The organism is Rhodococcus sp. AC861, from assembly GCF_979256035.1.
The window spans coordinates 96426-114839 of record NZ_CEEDMW010000004.1 but is presented as its reverse complement, the minus strand read 5'-3'; the positions used below and the strand labels follow the sequence as shown (position 1 = coordinate 114839).

Annotated in this window: 19 protein-coding genes and 1 riboswitch; of the genes, 12 read left to right on the top strand and 7 right to left on the bottom strand. The window is 68.7% G+C overall.

From position 1 onward, the window contains the following. Nucleotides 1–25: 25 nt before the first annotated feature. Together AC0IX4_RS13995 and AC0IX4_RS13990 are read right to left on the bottom strand one after the other, a co-directional pair. Complete coding sequence (locus AC0IX4_RS13995; RefSeq protein ID WP_042573839.1) at nt 26–454, bottom strand: MarR family winged helix-turn-helix transcriptional regulator; 429 nt, start codon at nt 452–454, stop codon at nt 26–28. Nucleotides 455–532: 78 nt separating this feature from the next. After that, the gene (locus tag AC0IX4_RS13990) at nt 533–2005 is read right to left on the bottom strand and encodes an NCS2 family permease (RefSeq protein WP_042573840.1); all 1473 of its coding nucleotides are present in this window, start codon (nt 2003–2005) and stop codon (nt 533–535) included. 62 nt (nt 2006–2067) lie between these two features. On the opposite strand from AC0IX4_RS13990, the gene AC0IX4_RS13985 reads away from it, so the two are divergent. Continuing rightward, nucleotides 2068–2352, top strand: a complete 285-nt coding sequence (locus AC0IX4_RS13985) for a DUF2530 domain-containing protein (RefSeq protein WP_056072668.1) — start codon at nt 2068–2070, stop codon at nt 2350–2352. Between the two features lie 135 nt (nt 2353–2487). Further along, complete coding sequence (locus AC0IX4_RS13980; RefSeq protein ID WP_471829461.1) at nt 2488–2622, top strand: hypothetical protein; 135 nt, start codon at nt 2488–2490, stop codon at nt 2620–2622. Here AC0IX4_RS13980 and AC0IX4_RS13975 read toward each other — a convergent pair. The 3 genes from AC0IX4_RS13975 to AC0IX4_RS13965 all read right to left on the bottom strand — a co-directional run bounded on the left by AC0IX4_RS13975 (nt 2600) and on the right by AC0IX4_RS13965 (nt 6672). Further along, entirely contained in the window at nt 2600–3163 is a 564-nt protein-coding gene (locus AC0IX4_RS13975; RefSeq protein WP_471829460.1) for a phosphatase PAP2 family protein, read from the bottom strand. The genes AC0IX4_RS13980 and AC0IX4_RS13975 overlap by 23 nt on opposite strands. Further along, nucleotides 3164–5770, bottom strand: coding sequence for a sacsin N-terminal ATP-binding-like domain-containing protein (locus AC0IX4_RS13970; RefSeq protein ID WP_471829459.1), 2607 nt, complete (start codon nt 5768–5770; stop codon nt 3164–3166). 101 nt (nt 5771–5871) lie between these two features. Beyond that, a complete protein-coding gene (locus tag AC0IX4_RS13965; RefSeq protein ID WP_471829457.1) occupies nt 5872–6672 on the bottom strand; it encodes a DUF3027 domain-containing protein in 801 nt (266 codons plus the stop codon). Between the two features lie 78 nt (nt 6673–6750). Here AC0IX4_RS13965 and AC0IX4_RS13960 point away from each other — a divergent pair, with 78 nt between their 5' ends. The 3 genes from AC0IX4_RS13960 to AC0IX4_RS13950 are packed head-to-tail and all read left to right on the top strand — an operon-like array spanning nt 6751 to nt 9771. Continuing rightward, nucleotides 6751–7581 carry a glutaminyl-peptide cyclotransferase gene (locus AC0IX4_RS13960; protein ID WP_471829456.1) on the top strand — a complete coding sequence of 277 codons (831 nt, stop codon included), beginning with the start codon at nt 6751–6753 and terminating at the stop codon, nt 7579–7581. Beyond that, complete coding sequence (locus tag AC0IX4_RS13955) at nt 7571–9262, top strand: MFS transporter (RefSeq protein WP_471829454.1); 1692 nt, start codon at nt 7571–7573, stop codon at nt 9260–9262. Before AC0IX4_RS13960 ends, AC0IX4_RS13955 begins: the two co-directional genes overlap by 11 nt. Continuing rightward, complete coding sequence (locus AC0IX4_RS13950) at nt 9259–9771, top strand: DUF2771 domain-containing protein (protein ID WP_471829452.1); 513 nt, start codon at nt 9259–9261, stop codon at nt 9769–9771. The genes AC0IX4_RS13955 and AC0IX4_RS13950 overlap by 4 nt, the downstream gene beginning before the upstream one ends. Here AC0IX4_RS13950 and AC0IX4_RS13945 read toward each other — a convergent pair. Further along, the gene (locus AC0IX4_RS13945) at nt 9768–10181 is read right to left on the bottom strand and encodes a cold-shock protein (RefSeq protein WP_471829922.1); all 414 of its coding nucleotides are present in this window, start codon (nt 10179–10181) and stop codon (nt 9768–9770) included. The two genes, AC0IX4_RS13950 and AC0IX4_RS13945, sit on opposite strands and share 4 nt — an antisense overlap. Before the next feature lie 173 nt (nt 10182–10354). Here AC0IX4_RS13945 and AC0IX4_RS13940 point away from each other — a divergent pair, with 173 nt between their 5' ends. The 4 genes from AC0IX4_RS13940 (at nt 10355) to AC0IX4_RS13925 (ending at nt 13362) form a co-directional block, all read left to right on the top strand. Then, a complete protein-coding gene (locus tag AC0IX4_RS13940; RefSeq protein ID WP_442970471.1) occupies nt 10355–10573 on the top strand; it encodes a hypothetical protein in 219 nt (72 codons plus the stop codon). A gap of 28 nt (nt 10574–10601) precedes the next feature. Then, on the top strand, nt 10602–11015 hold the full coding sequence (locus AC0IX4_RS13935) for a YccF domain-containing protein (RefSeq protein ID WP_056070333.1): 414 nt from the start codon (nt 10602–10604) through the stop codon (nt 11013–11015). A gap of 91 nt (nt 11016–11106) precedes the next feature. Beyond that, nucleotides 11107–12393: a glycosyltransferase 87 family protein gene (locus AC0IX4_RS13930; RefSeq protein ID WP_471829450.1), complete on the top strand. Its 1287-nt coding sequence runs from the start codon at nt 11107–11109 to the stop codon at nt 12391–12393. Between the two features lie 166 nt (nt 12394–12559). Then, nucleotides 12560–12766: riboswitch (cyclic di-AMP (ydaO/yuaA leader) on the top strand. An 8-nt stretch (nt 12767–12774) separates the two neighbouring features. Further along, a complete protein-coding gene (locus AC0IX4_RS13925) occupies nt 12775–13362 on the top strand; it encodes a transglycosylase family protein (protein ID WP_471829448.1) in 588 nt (195 codons plus the stop codon). Nucleotides 13363–13423: 61 nt separating this feature from the next. Here the strand turns inward: AC0IX4_RS13925 and AC0IX4_RS13920 are convergent, their stop codons facing one another. Continuing rightward, nucleotides 13424–13615 carry a hypothetical protein gene (locus AC0IX4_RS13920; RefSeq protein WP_042573846.1) on the bottom strand — a complete coding sequence of 64 codons (192 nt, stop codon included), beginning with the start codon at nt 13613–13615 and terminating at the stop codon, nt 13424–13426. A gap of 82 nt (nt 13616–13697) precedes the next feature. Here AC0IX4_RS13920 and AC0IX4_RS13915 point away from each other — a divergent pair, with 82 nt between their 5' ends. From AC0IX4_RS13915 to AC0IX4_RS13905, 3 genes are all read left to right on the top strand, one after another. Then, nucleotides 13698–15989: a helicase-associated domain-containing protein gene (locus AC0IX4_RS13915; RefSeq protein ID WP_471829446.1), complete on the top strand. Its 2292-nt coding sequence runs from the start codon at nt 13698–13700 to the stop codon at nt 15987–15989. Nucleotides 15990–16067: 78 nt separating this feature from the next. Next, a complete protein-coding gene (locus tag AC0IX4_RS13910) occupies nt 16068–17723 on the top strand; it encodes a DNA repair helicase XPB (protein ID WP_042573912.1) in 1656 nt (551 codons plus the stop codon). Between the two features lies 1 nt (nt 17724). Beyond that, nucleotides 17725–18408: a DUF3239 domain-containing protein gene (locus AC0IX4_RS13905; protein WP_471829444.1), complete on the top strand. Its 684-nt coding sequence runs from the start codon at nt 17725–17727 to the stop codon at nt 18406–18408. Nucleotides 18409–18414 lie beyond the last annotated feature (6 nt).

The following is an 18414-nucleotide window of genomic DNA, read 5'->3' as shown; positions in this document are numbered from 1 at the left end:
AAGTATCAATTTACTCCGGTGCGTGTCACTCGGATTCGTTGACGATCGCCGACATGATGTCGACCGCGCGCCTCATCGTGGCCAGCTGCTCGGCATCGAGACCGCGAAGCTGCTCGGTCAGCCACATCTCCCGGGCGTTGACCTCGTCCTCGACGACCTTCCGCCCCGCCTCGGACAGCGAGACGATGATCTGTCGGCCGTCCGTGGGATGCGGCATCCGCTCGACCAGACCGACGTCCCCGAGCGATGCGACGACGCGTGTCATCGACGGCGGTTGGACGCGTTCACGCGCCGCCAGGGTGCCGGGTGTCATGGCCCCGTCCCGCGCGAGGGTGGCCAGTGCCGACAACTGGGTCAGCGTGACCTGACTGGTGCGACGGCCTCGTAGGTGACGTGTCATCCGCACGACGGCGAGGGACAGATCGCCGGCCAGCGCGCGCAGTTCTTGAGGCATCGCATGAGAATACGACATCCGAGCAGGTGGAACCGACTATCGGTCGCGCTGCCCCGCAGCGCATCCTGCGACGATCCGTCAGGTGATGGCGTCCGTGATGGGCCCGAGGGCGAAGTAGGCGACGAACAGCAGCGCGACGATGCCGAGAAGTGGGTGGACACTGCGGATCTTGCCGCGACCGATGGCCAGCACCACCCAGGTGATGAAACCGACGCCGATGCCGTTGGCGATGGAATACGTGAACGGCATGACGACGATGGTGAGGAACGCGGGAAGTGCGACATGGAACTTGGAGAAATCGATGTCGGCGACCTGACCGATCATCAGCGCTCCGACGACGACCAGTGCGGGCGCTGCCGCCTCGATGGGCACCACCGAGTACAGCGGAGTCAGGAACATCGCGGCGAGGAAGAGCACGCCGGTGACCACGTTGGCCAGACCGGTGCGCGCGCCCTCGGCGATGCCGCCGGCGGATTCGACGAACACCGTGTTCGACGACGCCGAGCCCGCGCCGCCCGCCACGGCTCCGAGACCCTCCACCACCAACGCTTTTCCGACGCCGGGAAGGGTGCCGTCCTTGTCGGCGAGACCCGCTTCCTTGCCCAGTCCGGTCATCGTTCCCATGGCGTCGAAGAAGTTCGCGAGGACGAGGGTGAACACCAGCAGGCTGGCCGCGAGGACTCCGATGCGCGTGAACGCGCCGAGAAGATCGACGTTGCCGACGAGGGAGAGGTCCGGGAGTTCGACGACGACGTCCGGCAGAGAGGGGACGCTGAGGTTCCATCCCTTCGGGTTGACGCCTTGCGACGCACCGGTGTCGGTGATCGCCTCGACGATCGCGGCCACGACGGTGGTGACGACGATGCCGATGAGCAGGCCGCCGCGAACCCGACGTGCCACCAGGACACCCATGAGCAGCAACCCGAAGACGAAGGTCGCCGTCGGCCACGATGCGATGGATCCGTCGATACCCAGGCCGACGGGCACCGTCGTTCCGGCGATGTCGGGCACGCGACGGACGAATCCGGCGTCGACGAGCCCGATGAGCGCGATGAAGGCACCGATTCCGGCCGCGATGGCGGCCTTGAGTTCCTTCGGTATCGCCTCGAACACCGCGGTGCGGAATCCCGTCAACGCGAGCACCACGATGATGATGCCGTCGATGACGACCAGGCCCATGGCCTCGGCCCAGGTGACCTGCGGCGCGATGGTGACGGCGAGAAGAGTGTTGATCCCGAGTCCCGCTGCGATGGCGAACGGGTAGTTGGCGATCACGCCGAACAGGATGCTCATGACGCCGGCGACGAGCGCTGTCACGGCGGCGACCTGGGGCACCGGCAGGATGTCGCCCAGGACATCGGTCTTGGCGGCCGCGTCGTCGGGCGAGAAGCTGCCGAGGATCAGCGGATTGAGAACCACGATGTAGGCCATCGCCACGAAGGTGACGACACCGCCGCGTACTTCCGCCGACAGCGAGGATCCGCGTTCGGTGATCTTGAAGTACGAATCGACTCGCCGGAAGGAACCGGCGCGGGACAACGCTCGAGACATGAGGTGGAGACTAAAGCACGACCGGCGTCGGCGCCGTGTCGGCCGCGAGTAGCGTCAGCGCCGTGCCGACACAGCAGCATGCGACTCCCTCTCCCCCGCCCGGACTTCCGGCGCGATGGACCGATCCCGCACCGGTGCTCGCGGCCGGAACGGTCCTCTTCCTCGTCGCGGCGATCCTGTGCACTGTCGTCGACTCCTGGTCGGGTGCTGCACCGACATGTTGGGCGGGAACCGTGCTGGGCGCGTTGGGGTTCGGCCTCTTCGCCCTCCAGCGCCGTGCGGCTCGCAGTGGTCGGCGGACGGCTCAGAAGGGCCTCGTCGCACCCCCGGACGCCTCCGACGTGTGACCCGGGCTACACCGAAAGTGCCTCTGACGTGCGCAAACTCACCCCGGTCGAGGTTGAGTAACACGAACGTAACGTGGAGGATGGGTTATGTCAGATACGACATCCATTCAGCGTCAATGTCCGGAGTGAACACCAGTGAAGTACGTCGAAAGTTTCCTCAACCGCCGCCGCCACGTTCGGGCCCTGCGCGATCTCTACGCGCGTGCCGACAACGTCGGCAGCCCCGCGATGCGTGACGAGCTCCTCGTCATCGCCCAGCGCGAGCGCTGATCAGCCTCAGCACAAGCACGATCCCCGCGGCGCCGAACCCCGCCCCGAAAGCCCACCCGGCGACCACGTCGGTGAGCCAGTGGGCACCGAGGTAGGCGCGGGAGAACCCGATGAGCAGCGATGCCGCCGTGACCACGGCGGCCGCTGCTCTCGTTCGTTTCCGCGGTAGGCCCATCCGTATCAGGGCGCACACCACCGCGGCGGCGAACATCGCCGACATCATCGCGTGACCCGACGGGAACGAGAACGTCGAGATGTCGACGAGCCTCTCGGGAAGCGGAGGTCGGTCCCTGCGGAACGTGTACTTGAGCGCGTTCATCAGCCCCCACCCGAGGAGCATGGTCACCACCAGGGCGATCGCGTGCGGCTTCGCGCCGCGAGTCACGAACCACACGGCGACAGCGATCGTGGCCAGGGCGACGCCCCCTGTGTTCCCGACCGTCGTGATGGCCGTGACGATGTCCGTGACGACGGGGTCGCGGTGATCGACCATCCAGTCGAGCACCCCCTGATCGGGCCCCCATCCGACCGACGCTGCCACCTACATCACGCTCCCCGACAGATGAAGGACACCGTCGTCGGTGATCCAGAACGGCACGTCGCGCGTCACGGCCACGATTCCCTCGCACCGCACGGTCAGCCGATCGTGGAGTTCGACGACATCCGGCACGGGCCAGGTGACCGCGGCACGCATCGCGGCCAGCAACGGGTGGTCGTCCACGACGACGGTCACGCCGCTCGACACCACGTCGACGGTCAGCACCGACGACGCGGTCTCGACGTCGAGGAGATCGGCGAGTGCATCGGCGGTCTCGAGCGACCCCATCACCGCCCGATCGGGGGGAATCACCGCGATCCACTTGGCGTGGTCGATCACGACAACGCGGCTCGGATCGACCACGGTCCCCGACAGCGTCCGTACCGCGTCGGGCGGGTCGACGTCGCGAACGTCCAGCCGAGAGGACGCGGCGGCGGCGGCGAGCACGCGGTGAACGGTGACGGCCACGGCGGGTGACACCGACCGCTCGGGATCGGCCGCCGCCGTCAGGATGTCGGTCGCGGTGTCCGCGTCGTCGACGTCGACACCCGCGAGGGCCGACCGGAACTCGGGTGCGCGAGGATGATCGACCGGATCGAGCAAACCCGTGAACGTCGAGTCCTCCGGCAGTCGCAGCAACCCCAGCGGTGTCCCCTGCAGACGTGCGTGTCGACGCAGCCACCACGGTGTGTAGCCCGCGCGGTCACGCAATGCAGCGGCCGTGTCGGGGCGATCGACGAGGAGGGACAGCGCCTGCGCCCACTGCGACTCGTCGACCAGGTCGAGGTCCCGTACCGCGATCAGGGACGTCGGTTCCGCGGAGTGCTCGGACGATCCTGTGACACTGTCCCACCACCCGCTCTCGTCGTCGAGATCGTGGTCGGGCCCGGTCGGCTCGTCGTCGACGACTGTTCCGAACGTCCACCCGACGCCGACGACTCGCATGGCGTCGGAACCGTACTGTCGCACAACCGAATCGGCCACCACACCGAACGGGTGGTCCGACACCATCACCGCGAGCAGCGGTGATTCCGGCAGCACCAATTCGTCCGCGGCCCGTACGTCGCCGTCCGACGACGCCAGCGGCAACGCTCCGAGACCGGGAGCTGTGTCGGTGCCGCCGACGGCGCCGGCGACCGTGAGGACCTGGTGCACGAGGTCGTCATCGACGTGGTCCGGATCCTCGAGCATGGCTGCCAACGCAGGATCCGCGAGCAGATCGGCCGGCCGCACGGTCTGTGCGCCGAGCCGCTGCAGGAGCGGATGCGCCGCGTCCGGGTGCACGACGCGTGCCCAGCCGATCGGACCGAGGTCGACACCGTCCACCAGCAGCACGGTGCGAGGCCCGGTGACGGTTCGGCCGTCGGTCAGCGGAACCGGCAGTGCCGCGCACTCGTCGACGTCGGCCGTGTCGTGCACGATGTCGGCCAGTGCGCCGTAGATGCGACGCCACCACTGCGGCGGCTTCGACAGTCCCGACAACGCCTCGACGACCGCGGCCAGGCCCAGACGTCGGGCTCCGACCGAGATCAGCGCCCGGGTTCCGGATCGATCCGAGGCGTCGGCAGCGACGAGTCCCGGCACGACGTCGGCGAGGAGGTCTGCGAACTCGGTCGAGATCGATTCCAGCACAGCGGCATCGGCGGGCCTGACAGGCTTTCCGACGGCTGTCGGCACCCAGGCGGTGGCCTCGAGGTCGTCGATGACGGCCGCGCGGAGCTCCTCGTCGACGCCGGACGCCGGCAGACCCGGAACCGGCACCGCTGCAGTGCGATCCGCTGCGGGAAGTTCGGCTACCAGGTCGCCGTAACCCGTGGCCACCGTGGACAGATCCGCGCCGGGGAGAACCCGACGACGATCCGGTTGCAGCGGCACGTCCGCGACCACCAGCAGCGGAAGAGTCAGCACCTCGTCGGATCTCGTCGGGGCGCGCATGACGTCGCGGCGGACCGGGGACGGCTCGCCCCCGACGAGCGGCAGGAACCACCGAGCGCTCGGGGCGTCGCCGCGCCACCACCGGTCGGCGCCGATCCGCACCTCGGTCCACGATCCCGGACCGGGCGCCGTCGATCGCGTGATGTCGGTGTCGTGCAGTGATATCGAGGCCAGCGCATCCAGCTCGAGGAGGAGATCGACGGCCTCACGCTCGGCCGCCTCGACCACTCCCCCCGCGTCACCGACTCCGTTCAGGACGATCTCGGTGTCCCAGCCGTCGGCAGGTACCTCGTCGAGTGGCCACGGCAGTCGCAGCACGGGCGCGCCCACCGCCGGCTCGGGCAGACCTCGCGCCTGAAGTTCCGCGCGGGTCCGGGCTGCGTCGAACACGATCGATCCTGTCGTCGACCGGATTTCGACGCGGTCGGACAACGCCCGGACGGACGTGAAGCCGACGCCGTATCGGCCGATCGACCCGCCGTCCTTGTCCGACGCACGCAGCGCCGAGAGCGCCTGCACACCCGAGACTGTCAGGGGGGCACCGACATTGGCGATACGGAGCGTCGTACCGTCGTGCCGGATCGACAGGCGACCGTCGACTCCCGCACGAGTCGCCGCATCGGCAGCGTTCTGCGCCAACTCCGTGACGACGCGGTCGCGGTACCCGCCGGCCACCAGGTCCGCTTCGGTGGCCGCATCCTCACGCAGGCGGGTGGGAGACGACTCCCACGCCGCGAGAACCGACTCGCGAAGTGCAGCGGTCCCGAACGGGTCCGCTAGTCCGCCGACGACGACCCCGCGTCGGACTCGGCAGCGTCGGGAGTGGGGACGGTCTCGAGTGCACCGTCGTCGTACGCCGCGTAGGCGGGCGAACCTGCACCCGTCGGGCCCTCGGTGTCCGAATGGGCTCCGCATCCGTAGGACGCGTGGACGACGCGGCCGTCGGCAGCCAACTCGTTGCCGCAGACACCGAACGCCGCACTGAGCGAGCCCTGCAGAGCCAGGTAGAAGCCACACGTCACGCAGGTGCTGGGTGCGGCCTTGGCCATCGGGGCATCGGGACCGAAGTCGCCCTCCGCCCATCGCTCCGCAGCCTCGAGCCGACCCTCGCGGCTCATGACCTGCTTGCGGCCCAGGCCGAGTTCGAGCGCGACGTCGTCGACCGCGGGATCGCCGGTGGCCAGGTATCCGGGCACCAGACGCACGTCGTCGTGACGAGGAGGGAGCAGGTCGCCGGGCGCCAGATCGCCGGGACGAATCCGTTCGTCCCAGGGGACCCAGGTGGGGGCGACCAGCGCGTCGGGGCCGGGCAGGAGAGCGAGCTCACTGATGGTCACGGACTCGGCGCCGGGGTGGGCGGCGACGACGACAGCCCACTGCCAGCCGCGGTAACCGGGCAGGTCGGCGGCGAAACGGTGGATCGCGGCAGAGTCGTCGACGGCCTCGACACCGAGGTGGTCACCGACAGCGCCCTCGTCCGTTTCGACGACGGCGGCACGCGCCACCTCGGTTGCTCCGGCCAGAAGCGGGCGGATCTCGGTCACGGAAGGGGCACTCACACCTCTATTTTGCAGCATCACCCCGCTGCGCGCGCCCACTGGGCCGTACAGCGCGGAGCCCGACGGTTCGGCCGGGTGGGCTGACAGGATGATCCGATGCGTCCCGGTCGAGCAGTCCACCGTCTGTTGCTCCCGGCCCTGATCGCCGGTGCCGCACTTGCCGCCGGGTGCGCCGGTGATCCCGACGCCGTCTCGACTCCGGCGGACGCGACGCTCGACGTGCGGATCGTCTCGACCCGCCCGCACGATCCGTCCGCCTTCACGCAGGGACTCGAAGTGGACGGGGATCGGCTGCTCGAGGGCACCGGGCGCTCCGGCCGATCGAGGGTGACGGCGTCCGACCTCGCGACCGGCGCGCCGCTGGCCTCCGTCGACCTGCCCGCACCGCTGTTCGGCGAGGGACTGACCGTCGCCGGGGACACCCTGTGGCAGCTGACGTGGCAGGACGGTGTCGCCGTGGCCCGCGACCCCGACACTCTGCAGGAGGTCCGGCGCGTGAGCTACGAGGGCGAGGGATGGGGACTGTGCTTCGACGGCAGCTCGCTGGTGATGAGCGACGGGACGGACACGCTGACGTTCCGTGACCCGGTCACGTTCGAGCCCACCGGCTCCGTCCGCGTCCGCGACGACGGACAGGCGGTCGAGGAGATCAACGAGCTCGAATGCACACCCGACGGTGTGTACGCCAACATCTGGAAGACCGACGAGATCGTCCGGATCGACCCTGCGAGCGGAACGGTGACCGCGGTGATCGACGCGTCGCCGCTGCGCGCGGCACTCGAGGACAGCGGCGCGGACACGTCGGGAATCGACGTGTTGAACGGGATCGCCGCCGTTCCCGACACCGATCGCTTCCTCGTGACGGGGAAGCTGTGGCCGACGCTGTTCGAGGTGGAGTTCGTGCCCCGCGACGCGGATGCGCCGTGAGTCCACCGCACAACCGCGCGTAGGGGACAATGAACGGGTGACAGGTCCGGAGAATTCGCGCCATCCGGGTTGGGACAACTACTCGCCGTCCGAGCGACTCCCCCCACGGCGATCACCGCTGCCCCCACTGCATCCGGTCGACGGCTCCGACGACGTCTCGGCTGCGCATGATGCGCACGCGACGACAGCGGGACCTGCGACCCCGGACGCCGGACCCCGGCGCCCCCGCGTTCCTCGCAAGCTGACCGTCACGCGTGTCGCTGCTATGCGCGGCCGGGAGATCACCGGCAAGGGCATCGCGACGTTCCGGCGGGCGGCGACGGCGGACGGCGCGGACAAGTCCGGCCTGACCGCCCTGACCTACGCGACGATGGCCAACTTCGCCTCGGACGCCGCCATGGCCGTCGCGCTGGCGAACACGTTGTTCTTCTCGGCTGCGACGGGTGAGGACAAGACCAAGGTCGCGCTGTACCTCGTCATCACCATCGCCCCGTTCGCGGTGATCGCGCCGTTGATCGGGCCGATGCTCGACCGCCTCCAGCACGGCAGGCGCATCGCACTGGCCGCGTCGTTCGTTCTGCGCGCGGTTCTCGCGGTCGTGCTGGTCTTCAACTTCGACAGTTGGCTGCTCTACCCGGCAGCGCTGGGGATGATGGTCCTCAGCAAGTCGTTCTCCGTCCTCAAGTCCGCTGTCACACCGAGGGTTCTCCCGCCCGACATCGACCTGGTGCGGGTCAATTCCCGCCTCACCGTCTTCGGCCTCCTCGGTGGCACCATCTCCGCCGGCGCCGTGGCGGCAGCCATCGCGTACGCGCTGGGATCGGCCGGCGCCCTGTGGTTCACGTTCGCCGTCACCCTGTTCGGCGCCTACCTGTCGATGCGCATCCCGTCGTGGGTCGAGGTGACGGAAGGCGAGGTGCCGGCCACTCTCGGGTATCACGCGGATGCCACCACCGATGCGATCGGCGTCGTCCCCGCGCCGAGCAAGCGCCGCCAGCCCCTCGGTCGCGACGTCCTGACCGGCCTGTGGGGTAACGGGACGATCCGCGTCCTCACCGGTTTCCTGACGCTTTACGTCGCCTTCGTCGCCAAGTCGCGCACGGAGCACGAACCTCTGCAGCAGGCGTTGATGTTGGCGTTGGTGGGCGCGGCCGCCGGTCTGGGCAACTTCGGCGGCAACGCGGCCGGCGCGCGCATCGCGCTGGGGCGGCCGTCCCTGCTGGTGCTGCGCAGCACCTTCGCCGTCACGGCGGTAGCCGTCGTCGCCGCCGTCACCGACAGCTTGCTGACAGCCGCCCTGGCCGCTCTGGTCGCGTCCGGCGCGAGTGCGCTGGCCAAGGTGTCGCTGGATGCGTCCCTGCAGAACGACCTGCCTCCCGAGTCGATCGCGTCGGGCTTCGGGCGCAGTGAGACCGTGTTGCAGCTCAGCTGGGTCATCGGCGGAACTCTGGGAGTGCTTCTCCCCACCGAGTACTGGCTGGGTTTCACGGTGGTGTCGGTCATCCTTACGATCGGCCTGGTGCAGACATTCGTGACCTACCGGGGTGGATCGCTCCTCCCCGGCTTCGGCGGCAACAGACCGGTCCGAGCCGAACAGGAGGTCGCGGGTAGTCGACGGCGCACCCCGACCGGCCGGATCCCGAGAGTCGACACCCCCACCACGAAGGATGCAGCTCTGTGACGCGACGGACCCTGATCGCACTCTCGGCGCTGGTCGCCGTCGTCGGCGTCGCCTTCGTCCTGGTGGTGGGCAACGCCATCCTGAGCGCTCCCGAGGAGCCGCCCCGGATCAGCGCCTTCGCCGACGGACGGTACGAGGAAGTCGAGCCGTTCCGGTACTGCCCCGTCCAGGAACCCTTGTGCGACTACGAGGGCACTACCGCGTCGCTTCCGGTCCGCGAGGGATACCCGCTGCAGCTCTCACTGCCGGGCGCCATCTCGGAGAACCCCTGGGGATTCGCCAGCGTCTACGCCGACGAGGCCACCGGCAGCGTCGTCGAAGCGGACGAGTACTACGCACCGGGCAGCCGCAACACCCTGACGGTGCCCGCGGTGAACGACGACGGACTCACCCTGATCGGCGTCGAGATCCGGCTGCCGTCGGGCGTCATCGACGTCGACACCGATCAGGAGGAGATCGTCAGTCACGCGATCTGGTCGATCGCGACGACACCCGAGACCGACAGCTAGCTGTCGAGCTCCCGAGCGACCGCGCGGACCACTTCGGAGATCTTCAGCGCGGTCTTGCGATCCGGGTAACGGCCCTTGCGGAGGTCGGGCTGAACCGTGGCCTCGAGGAGCGTGATCATGTCCTCGACCATCCCGTGCAGCTCGTCAGGTGTGTGCTTGCGCGCAGCGGGTTCCTTGCGGGCGGCAGTGTTCTGACGGACGGACGGCGCCGGTTCGAGCACCGTCAGACTCAGCGCCTGGGGGCCCCGACGGCCGGCGGCCATGCCGAACTCGACGCGCTGGCCCGCCTTCAAGCCCTCGACACCCTGAGGGAGCGCGGACGAGCGCACGTACACGTCCTCGCCCTCGTCCTGCGACAGGAAGCCGAAACCCTTGTCGACGTCGTACCACTTCACCTTGCCGGTCGGCACCGCACTCACCCGTTCAATCCGTTGGTCGTCTCACACGAATAATCGCGCCCGGGTCGCCGACTGCACTGCTCGGTCGGCTTCTGGACGCGACAACTCGAAATGCTACTCCGCACCGGAACGTGCGGGCACCGGAGTTTCTCGGCGCCGACGCCGGTCCGACTAAACTGGCCACCGTGACCGACTCCTCGCGCACCTCCATGCCGCCTCTGCTCGCTGCTGCGTTGATCAGCTTCGGCCTCGGTCTGCTCGCGATCGTCGTCATGTTCCTGGTGCTGCTCCTGTCGGACACGCCCCCCGGCCTGTGGCTCTACCTCTCGGCGATGCTGTGCCCGTTCGGATTCCTGCTGGGCCTCGTCCACGCCTTGCGGAGCGGTCGACGCGTCCGGCGCTGACCGCGGGCGAACCGGGCATACTGGTCACATGCGACTGCTGCTGAACATCATCTGGTTCGTTTTCGGCGGCCTGTGGCTGGCGCTGGGGTACTTCCTCGCCGGGATCGTGTGCTGCATCCTGATCGTCACCATCCCGTTCGGGATCGCAGCCTTCCGGATCGGCGTCTACGCGCTGTGGCCCTTCGGTCGGACCGTCGTCGACAAACCCACGGCCGGCCTCGGTTCGATGATCGGCAACGTCGTCTGGATCATCGTGGCGGGCATCTGGCTCGCGATCGGGCACGTCCTCACCGCGATCGCCATGGCGATCACCATCGTCGGCATCCCCCTGGCCCTGGCGAACCTGAAGATGATTCCGGTGTCGCTGATGCCGCTGGGCAAGGACATCGTCGATTCGGACGCGGTGGGCGTCGTCGGAGCGCCCGCACCGATGCGGTACTGACCACCTCGAAAACCCACCAACCGTAACGAGCGGTCGCGTTTCGGCGTGCCCTGACCGGCTGTCGGCTCCCTTTCGGTCTACGATCCTGTGCGTGATACTGAGGAAATCCGACGACCGCACCTTCGGATCACATAGGATCTTCGTCGCGCTCACGGTCCTCGGCGCCGCGATCGCGGTGTTCGCGCACGACCGGCTGATCCCGTTCGACGTCCCGAAGTTCGGCCTCTTCCAGTTCGGAATCGACGCGCTCGTCTACCGCGCGGGCGGCGCCACGGTGCTGGGCCCCGAACCGCTGTACGCAGGGAATCTCGTCGGCGAGCTGCCCTTCACCTATCCCCCGTTCGCGGCTCTCGTGTTCGCCCCCCTCGGGGTGATGTCCACCACGACGACGCACCTGCTGTTCTGGCTGGGCAACATCGTCCTGCTCTACTTCATCGTCCGGTCCTGCTGGCTGTTCCTCGGCTTTCGCGACGACCGCAGCCTGCGCATCGTCTGCCTCTCGTTGTCGGTGATCTTCACCTGGCTCGAGCCGATCCGTATGACGATCTGGCTCGGCCAGATCAATCTGGTGCTGCTGGCCCTGGTGCTGTGGGATCTGACCCGCCCCGAGGGAAGCAGGCTCCGCGGCATCGGAGTCGGCATCGCCACCGGAATCAAGATGACTCCGGGCCTGTTCCTGATCCATCTCGCGTTGACGCGGCAGTGGAAGGCCCTCCTGATCGGAGCAGTCACCGCCGCCGTGAGCGTCGTCCTGGGATTCGTCGTGCTCTTTTCCGACGCGGTCACGTACTGGTTCGGAGCCATCTCCGACTCGTCCCGGATCGGCGACATCGGCTCGGGCGCGAACCAGTCTCTGCGCGCCTCGATCCCCCGGTGGTTCGGCCTCGACGAAGCGCCGGTCCTGCTGTGGGTCGTGATCGCCGGCGCTGTCGGTGTGGCAGGCCTGTTCGTCGCGGCGGCTGCGCACCGCAAGGGACTTCAACTGCTCGGACTGATCGTCTGCGGGCTGACGGCACCTCTGGTGTCCCCGTTCTCGTGGGGGCATCACTGGGTGTGGCTCCTGCCGCTGCTGATCGTGTGCATGGACGTCGCTCTCCGGGCGAGCAATCCCGTCGCCTGGTTGCTGCCGTTGCTGGCCAGCGTTCCCCAGATCGCATGGTTCTGGGTGGCACCCGACAACGTCTACGCCATCGGCACGTTCATGCTCCCGCCGTCCAACCGACTCGAGGCCGTCGCACTTCAGACGGTGTATCCGACCACCGGCGTCGTGGTGATCGTGGTGGTGGCCGTGATCCTGCGCACATGTGACTTCCGCCACATAACGAAGCGGTCACGAACGGGTGACGACGCGGTAGTCAACACGTCCTCCCCGTCCTAGCTGCGGATACCCGTTGCGACACGTCACAACGGCGACGCGACGCGTACACCAGGCGAAGTTATCGAACAGTGACATCTGTGCCCGATTCGTAATAGTGTCCCCTTCGGCCGGAAGTTCGGCCGACGTTCGGCCCGCCGCGCCAAACCTCGTCCCGCGGGTACCGGACATCCCTCACAGACATGATCAGGGACGAGGGCGGGGGACCCACACGTCCTTCGTAGATATCCGGCCGGCTCTCGCGGCGCCCCACCGGGCCCCGAGCAGTCGACCTAGGGGTGAAGCCTCTCCGCTCCAGCCAGGAGCGCACCGAGGCCGGGCTACCTCTCAGCCCGAATCCGACAGCTGACCTCGCAGGCGCGTGTGGAGAGGATTTCTACCCTTATGAGCGGACGTCATCGCAAGCCGAGCACCACGGGCAAGACCGTCGTCAAGGTCGCCGTCACCGGCGCACTGGTCGGCACCGCAGGTCTCGCATTCAGCGGCACGGCCAACGCAGCCCCCGATTCCGACTGGGACCGTCTCTCGCAGTGCGAGGCCGGCGGCAACTGGGGCATCAACACCGGCAACGGGTTCCAGGGCGGACTGCAGTTCTCCCCGAGCACGTGGACCAGCCACGGCGGCGGCGAGTACGCGGCCACCGCCAACCAGGCCAGCCGCGAAGAGCAGATCGTCGTCGCCGAGCGCGTGCTCGAGTCGCAGGGTTGGGGCGCATGGCCGTCCTGCTCCTCGCAGCTCGGACTGAGCAGCGGCCCGACGCAGCGCGACGCACCGGCGACCACGGCGCCCACCGCACCGGCACTCCCCGATCTGACGAGCATCCCGTCGACCGAGCAGGCCGTACAGGGACTGACCCAGGTCGTCCAGAACTTCACCAACGACCCGGCGATCCTCGGATTCGTCCAGGCCGCAGCCGGAGACCCCCAGATCGCGAGCTTCATCGCCGCGAACCAGGATCTCCTGCCTCGCTGACGCTCCACTCGTACGAGAAGGGCCCCACCGCATGCGGTGGGGCCCTTCTCGTACGTCCGGGTCAGCGGTTGATGACCGTATGCGGATGTGCGTACGGAAGTGACTCGGCCGGCAACGGGAACTCGGTCTCCTCGCCGTACGGCGACAGACTGCCGGCGCGAGCGGACGCCAGTTCCGTCACGGGATGGTCGTCGTCGTCAGCACTGTGAGGCCAGCCCGGATCGACGTATCGCTTCTTCTCTTTGTTCGCCATGCTTCATTTCACCATTACGAAGGGCACGTCTGCCAGTCCTGGTCTGCAGTCGCCGCCACCGAAGTCTCTAGGCTTGACGGCGATGACCGACAACGAGGGCGATCGGGCGGACTCACTCACCGAGTGGCTGTCCTCCCGAAGCGACGACGAACTGGCCGAACTGCTGCGTCTGCGGCCGGACCTGACCATCCCGCCGCCTCCCACCCTCGACGTGCTAGCCGGCAGATCCCACCAGCGGGCGTCGGTGCTGCGTGCCGCGGAGGACCTGGACACTCTGTGCCTCACGGTCCTCGAACTGCTCGCTCACGAAGGCGGCGACACGGACCCGGTACCGCGGAGCCGCCTCGACGAGCTGGTGGACAAGCGCGCGACGAAGAAGGCCGTCGACGCGGCACTGGCTTTGCTCCGCACCCGCGCCCTGATCCGGGGAACGACGTCGCTGACGATGGTGGCCGCGGCGCGGGACGCGGTCCCCTGGCGTGTCGGCAGATTCCTGGACGCCGATTCCGGGTTGACCGCCGAGGTGGTGGCCGACAAGCTCGCGGCCGTCGACGACCGCAGTCGTGACCTGTTGACCACGCTGACACGCTCGTCGTCGATAGGACGCACACGCGACGCGGCGCCGGGCACCCCGGCGGACCGGCCGGTGCAGCAACTGCTGGCCTCCGGCCTCCTGACCTGGCTGGACGACAACACCGTCGAACTTCCGCCGCAGGTGTCCCAGGCGCTGCGCGGAGAGCCCGTGACCGACCCGCTCGCGCTCACGCCTCCGACTCCGTCGACCCAGCAGGTCAAGGTCAAGGTCGCCGACGTCGACGCCGCCGCGGCCGGCGAAGCACTCGAGCTGCTGCGGCAGAGCGAGAACATCCTCGCCGCGCTCGGCCGGACACCTGCCCCGGCGCTCAAGGCGGGCGGACTGGGTGTGCGGGAGATCCGGCGCATCGGGAAGTCGACCGACCTCGACGAGGCGCGGGTCGGTCTGCTGCTGGAGTTGCTGTCCGCTGCCGGACTCGTCGCGGTCGGCCTGCCGGACTCGGGCCCTGCCGGCGACATCGACGACCTCTGGGCCCCCACACCGACAGCCGACGCATGGCTCACGGCCGGCCCGGACCGCCGCTGGGCCGCGCTGGCGGGCGGATGGCTGGACCTCGCGCGCGTGCCGTGGCTCATCGGGATGCGGGACTCGAACGACAAGCCGATCGCGGCGCTGTCCGACGAGGCGAGGTCCGCAGCCGCCCCCCGCGACCGACGCGTCGTGCTGTCGGTGCTCGCGGACCTCCCGTCCGGTCGCGCAGCCACCACCGAGGACGTGGTGCGTATCGCCACGTGGCGACGGCCTCGCCTGGCCGGTCGACTCGGTGTCGGCCCGGTCTCGCGCTATCTCGCCGAGGCGACGACGCTCGGCATCGTCGGACGCGGTGCGCTGTCGACTCCCGGCCGGGCCCTGCTGTCGGATCCGGACACGGCGGCAGCCGCGATGAACCGGGTCCTCCCGGACCCCATCGACTACGTCCTGGTCCAGGCGGACCTGACTGTGGTGGCTCCCGGCCCGCTGACTCCCGAACTGGCCCAGCGCATGGCCGCGGTGGCGGACATCGAATCGGCAGGTGCCGCGACGATGTACCGCGTCGACGAGAAGACCCTCCGCCGCGCGCTCGACGGCGGATCCACCGCGGCGGAGATCCACTCGCTGTTCGGCGTGCACTCGCGCACTCCGGTCCCCCAGGCGCTGACGTACCTCATCGACGACGTCGCGCGTCGTCACGGCCGGCTGCGGGCCGGTGTCGCGTCCTCCTTCGTGCGGTGCGAGGACCCGGCCCTGCTCGCCGAGGTCCTCTCCTCCCCCGCGGCCGAGGCTCTGGCGTTGCGCGCACTCGCCCCGACGGTCGCGGTGTCGCAGGCCCCGCTGGCCGACGTTCTCGCCGGATTGCGTACCGCCGGGTTCGCGCCGGCCGGCGAGGATTCGTCCGGCACCATCGTCGACGTGCGCGAGCGCGGCGCCAGGGTGGTCCCGCGGCGGGGTCGGTCGCCGTACCGGACGCCCGCCGTGCCGACAGACGAGCAGTTGGGTCGGCTGGTGGCGGAGATGCGTGCGGGAACGAAGGCCGGGGACGTCCGGCGCTCGGAACGCGAACGGGTGCGCTCGGACGGCACCCGCGCGTCCGGAGCCGCCACGATCGCTCTGCTGCAACGTGCCGCGGTCTCCCGGTCCCCGATCAGCATCGGATACGTCGATGCCGCGGGTGTGTCGAGCAATCGCGTCGTGGAACCGGTCGGCGTGGGCGGCGGCCAACTGGACGCGTGGGACGCCGATGCCGGTGTCATGCGTCACTTCACCCTGCACCGCATCACGTCGGTTGCTCTGCTGGGGTGAGGCCCTGTCGTACGCAGAGGGCACAATGGACTGGTTGCGCCCCGGACTCGTCCACACGGGGTGCGTGAGGAGACACCCGTGACCGACGGACCGTTGATCGTCCAGTCCGACAAGACCCTGCTGCTCGAGGTCGACCACGACCTCGCGTCGCAGGCCCGCGCGGCCATCGCTCCGTTCGCCGAACTCGAGCGCGCGCCCGAACACGTCCACACCTACCGCATCACCCCGCTGGCCCTGTGGAACGCACGCGCCGCCGGTCACGACGCGGAGCAGGTCGTCGACGCGTTGGTCACCTTCTCCCGGTACGCGGTACCGCAGCCGCTGCTCGTCGACATCGTCGACACGATGGCCCGCTACGGCCGGTTGCAGCTGGTGAAGTCGCCGGTGCACGGCCTGTCGCTCGTCAGCCTCGACCGCGCGGTGCTGACCGAGATCATGCGCCACAAGAAGATCGCGCCCATGCTCGGCGCACAGGTCGACGACGACACGGTGCTGGTGCACCCCAGCGAGCGCGGCCGCCTCAAGCAGATGCTGCTCAAGGTCGGCTGGCCCGCCGAGGACCTCGCCGGCTACGTCGACGGTGAGGCCCACCCCATCGATCTCGACTTCTCGGGCGGCCACTGGGAGCTGCGCGACTACCAGCAGATGGCCACGGATTCGTTCTGGGCCGGTGGTTCCGGCGTGGTGGTCCTCCCCTGTGGTGCGGGCAAGACGATGGTCGGAGCGGCCGCGATGGCCAAGGCCGGCGCGACCACGCTGATCCTGGTCACCAACACGGTCGCCGGCCGTCAGTGGAAGCGTGAACTGATCGCCCGCACGACGCTCACCGAGGAAGAGATCGGTGAGTACTCGGGTGAGCGCAAGGAAATCCGTCCGGTCACCATCGCGACGTACCAGGTGATCACCCGGCGCACCAAGGGTGAGTACAAGCATCTCGAGCTCTTCGACTCGCGCGACTGGGGGTTGGTGATCTACGACGAGGTGCACCTGCTCCCCGCGCCGGTGTTCCGCATGACGGCCGACCTGCAGTCCCGTCGCCGCCTCGGGCTCACCGCGACCCTGGTCCGCGAGGACGGCCGGGAAGGTGACGTGTTCTCCCTCATCGGCCCCAAGCGGTACGACGCGCCGTGGAAGGACATCGAGGCGCAAGGGTGGATCGCCCCGGCGGAGTGCATCGAGGTCCGGGTGACGCTGACGGACGCCGAGAGGATGTCCTACGCCGTCGCCGAACCCGAGGAGCGCTACAAGCTCTGCTCCACCGCCCACACCAAGATCGCCGTCGTGAAGTCGATCCTGTCCAAGCACCAGGATTCGCCGACGCTGGTCATCGGTGCGTACCTCGACCAGCTCGACGAGTTGGGAGCCGCCCTCGACGCCCCGGTGATCCAGGGATCGACCAAGAACAAGGAGCGCGAGTTGTTGTTCGACGCGTTCCGACGCGGCGAGATCAAGACGCTGGTGGTGAGCAAGGTGGCCAACTTCTCCATCGACCTCCCCGAAGCCTCGGTCGCCGTCCAGGTGTCGGGAACGTTCGGCTCCCGCCAGGAGGAGGCCCAGCGCCTCGGTCGGCTGCTCCGCCCGAAACACGATGGTGGACAGGCGCATTTCTACTCGGTCGTGTCCCGGGACACCCTGGACGCGGAGTACGCGGCGCACCGCCAGCGATTCCTCGCCGAGCAGGGCTACGCCTACCGCATCACCGATGCCGACGACCTGCTGGGACCGGCGATCTGACATGAGACGCTTCGAATTCCCGGTCGACCGCCCTCATGCGAAGTCGGTCAACGAAACGCTCGGAGACGTTCGGCGACTGCAGCTGTCGTCCGTCGTCTTCGCGATCGTCCTGGGAGCGGGGGCAGCCTGGCTCTTCGTTCTGCAGCACCCGTGGTCCTACATCCTCGGCGCCGTCCTCGCCGTCGCCGCGGTCATCTCGCTCTGGGTGTCGGTGTGGGCTCCGCGCAAGGTGGGATCGATCGAGGAGCTGTACTCCAGCAGTGCCCTGGTGCCGGCGATGGTGTCGGAGACACGTCCGCGGGGCGCCACCATCCTCGCGCTGATCGACGTGGCGAAGCCGGACACGGCCGTGCCGCACTACGCCCTCGTCGTGCGCAACGTCCGCGCTCTGCCCGGCCACACGTTGACGGAAGGTGAACGGGTTCCCTCGGTAGCCGTCCTCACCGATCGCAGCACCAAGTCGATCTCCGAGACCTGGCAGATGGTCAGCCCGATGCCCATCGCGTGGGGCACCCGCGACCGCACGGTTCTGCGGACCGCGATCGAAGCCATCGACTCGGTGGAGTGGAAGTTGCTGCGCAAGAACCTGTCCCTGTCGGAGAAGGTGCGAACGGCGGAGAACAACCAGATCCTCATCGACCCGCACGATCTCCCCGAGGAACTGCTCCGTCCCGACCAGGGCTGACCCCGG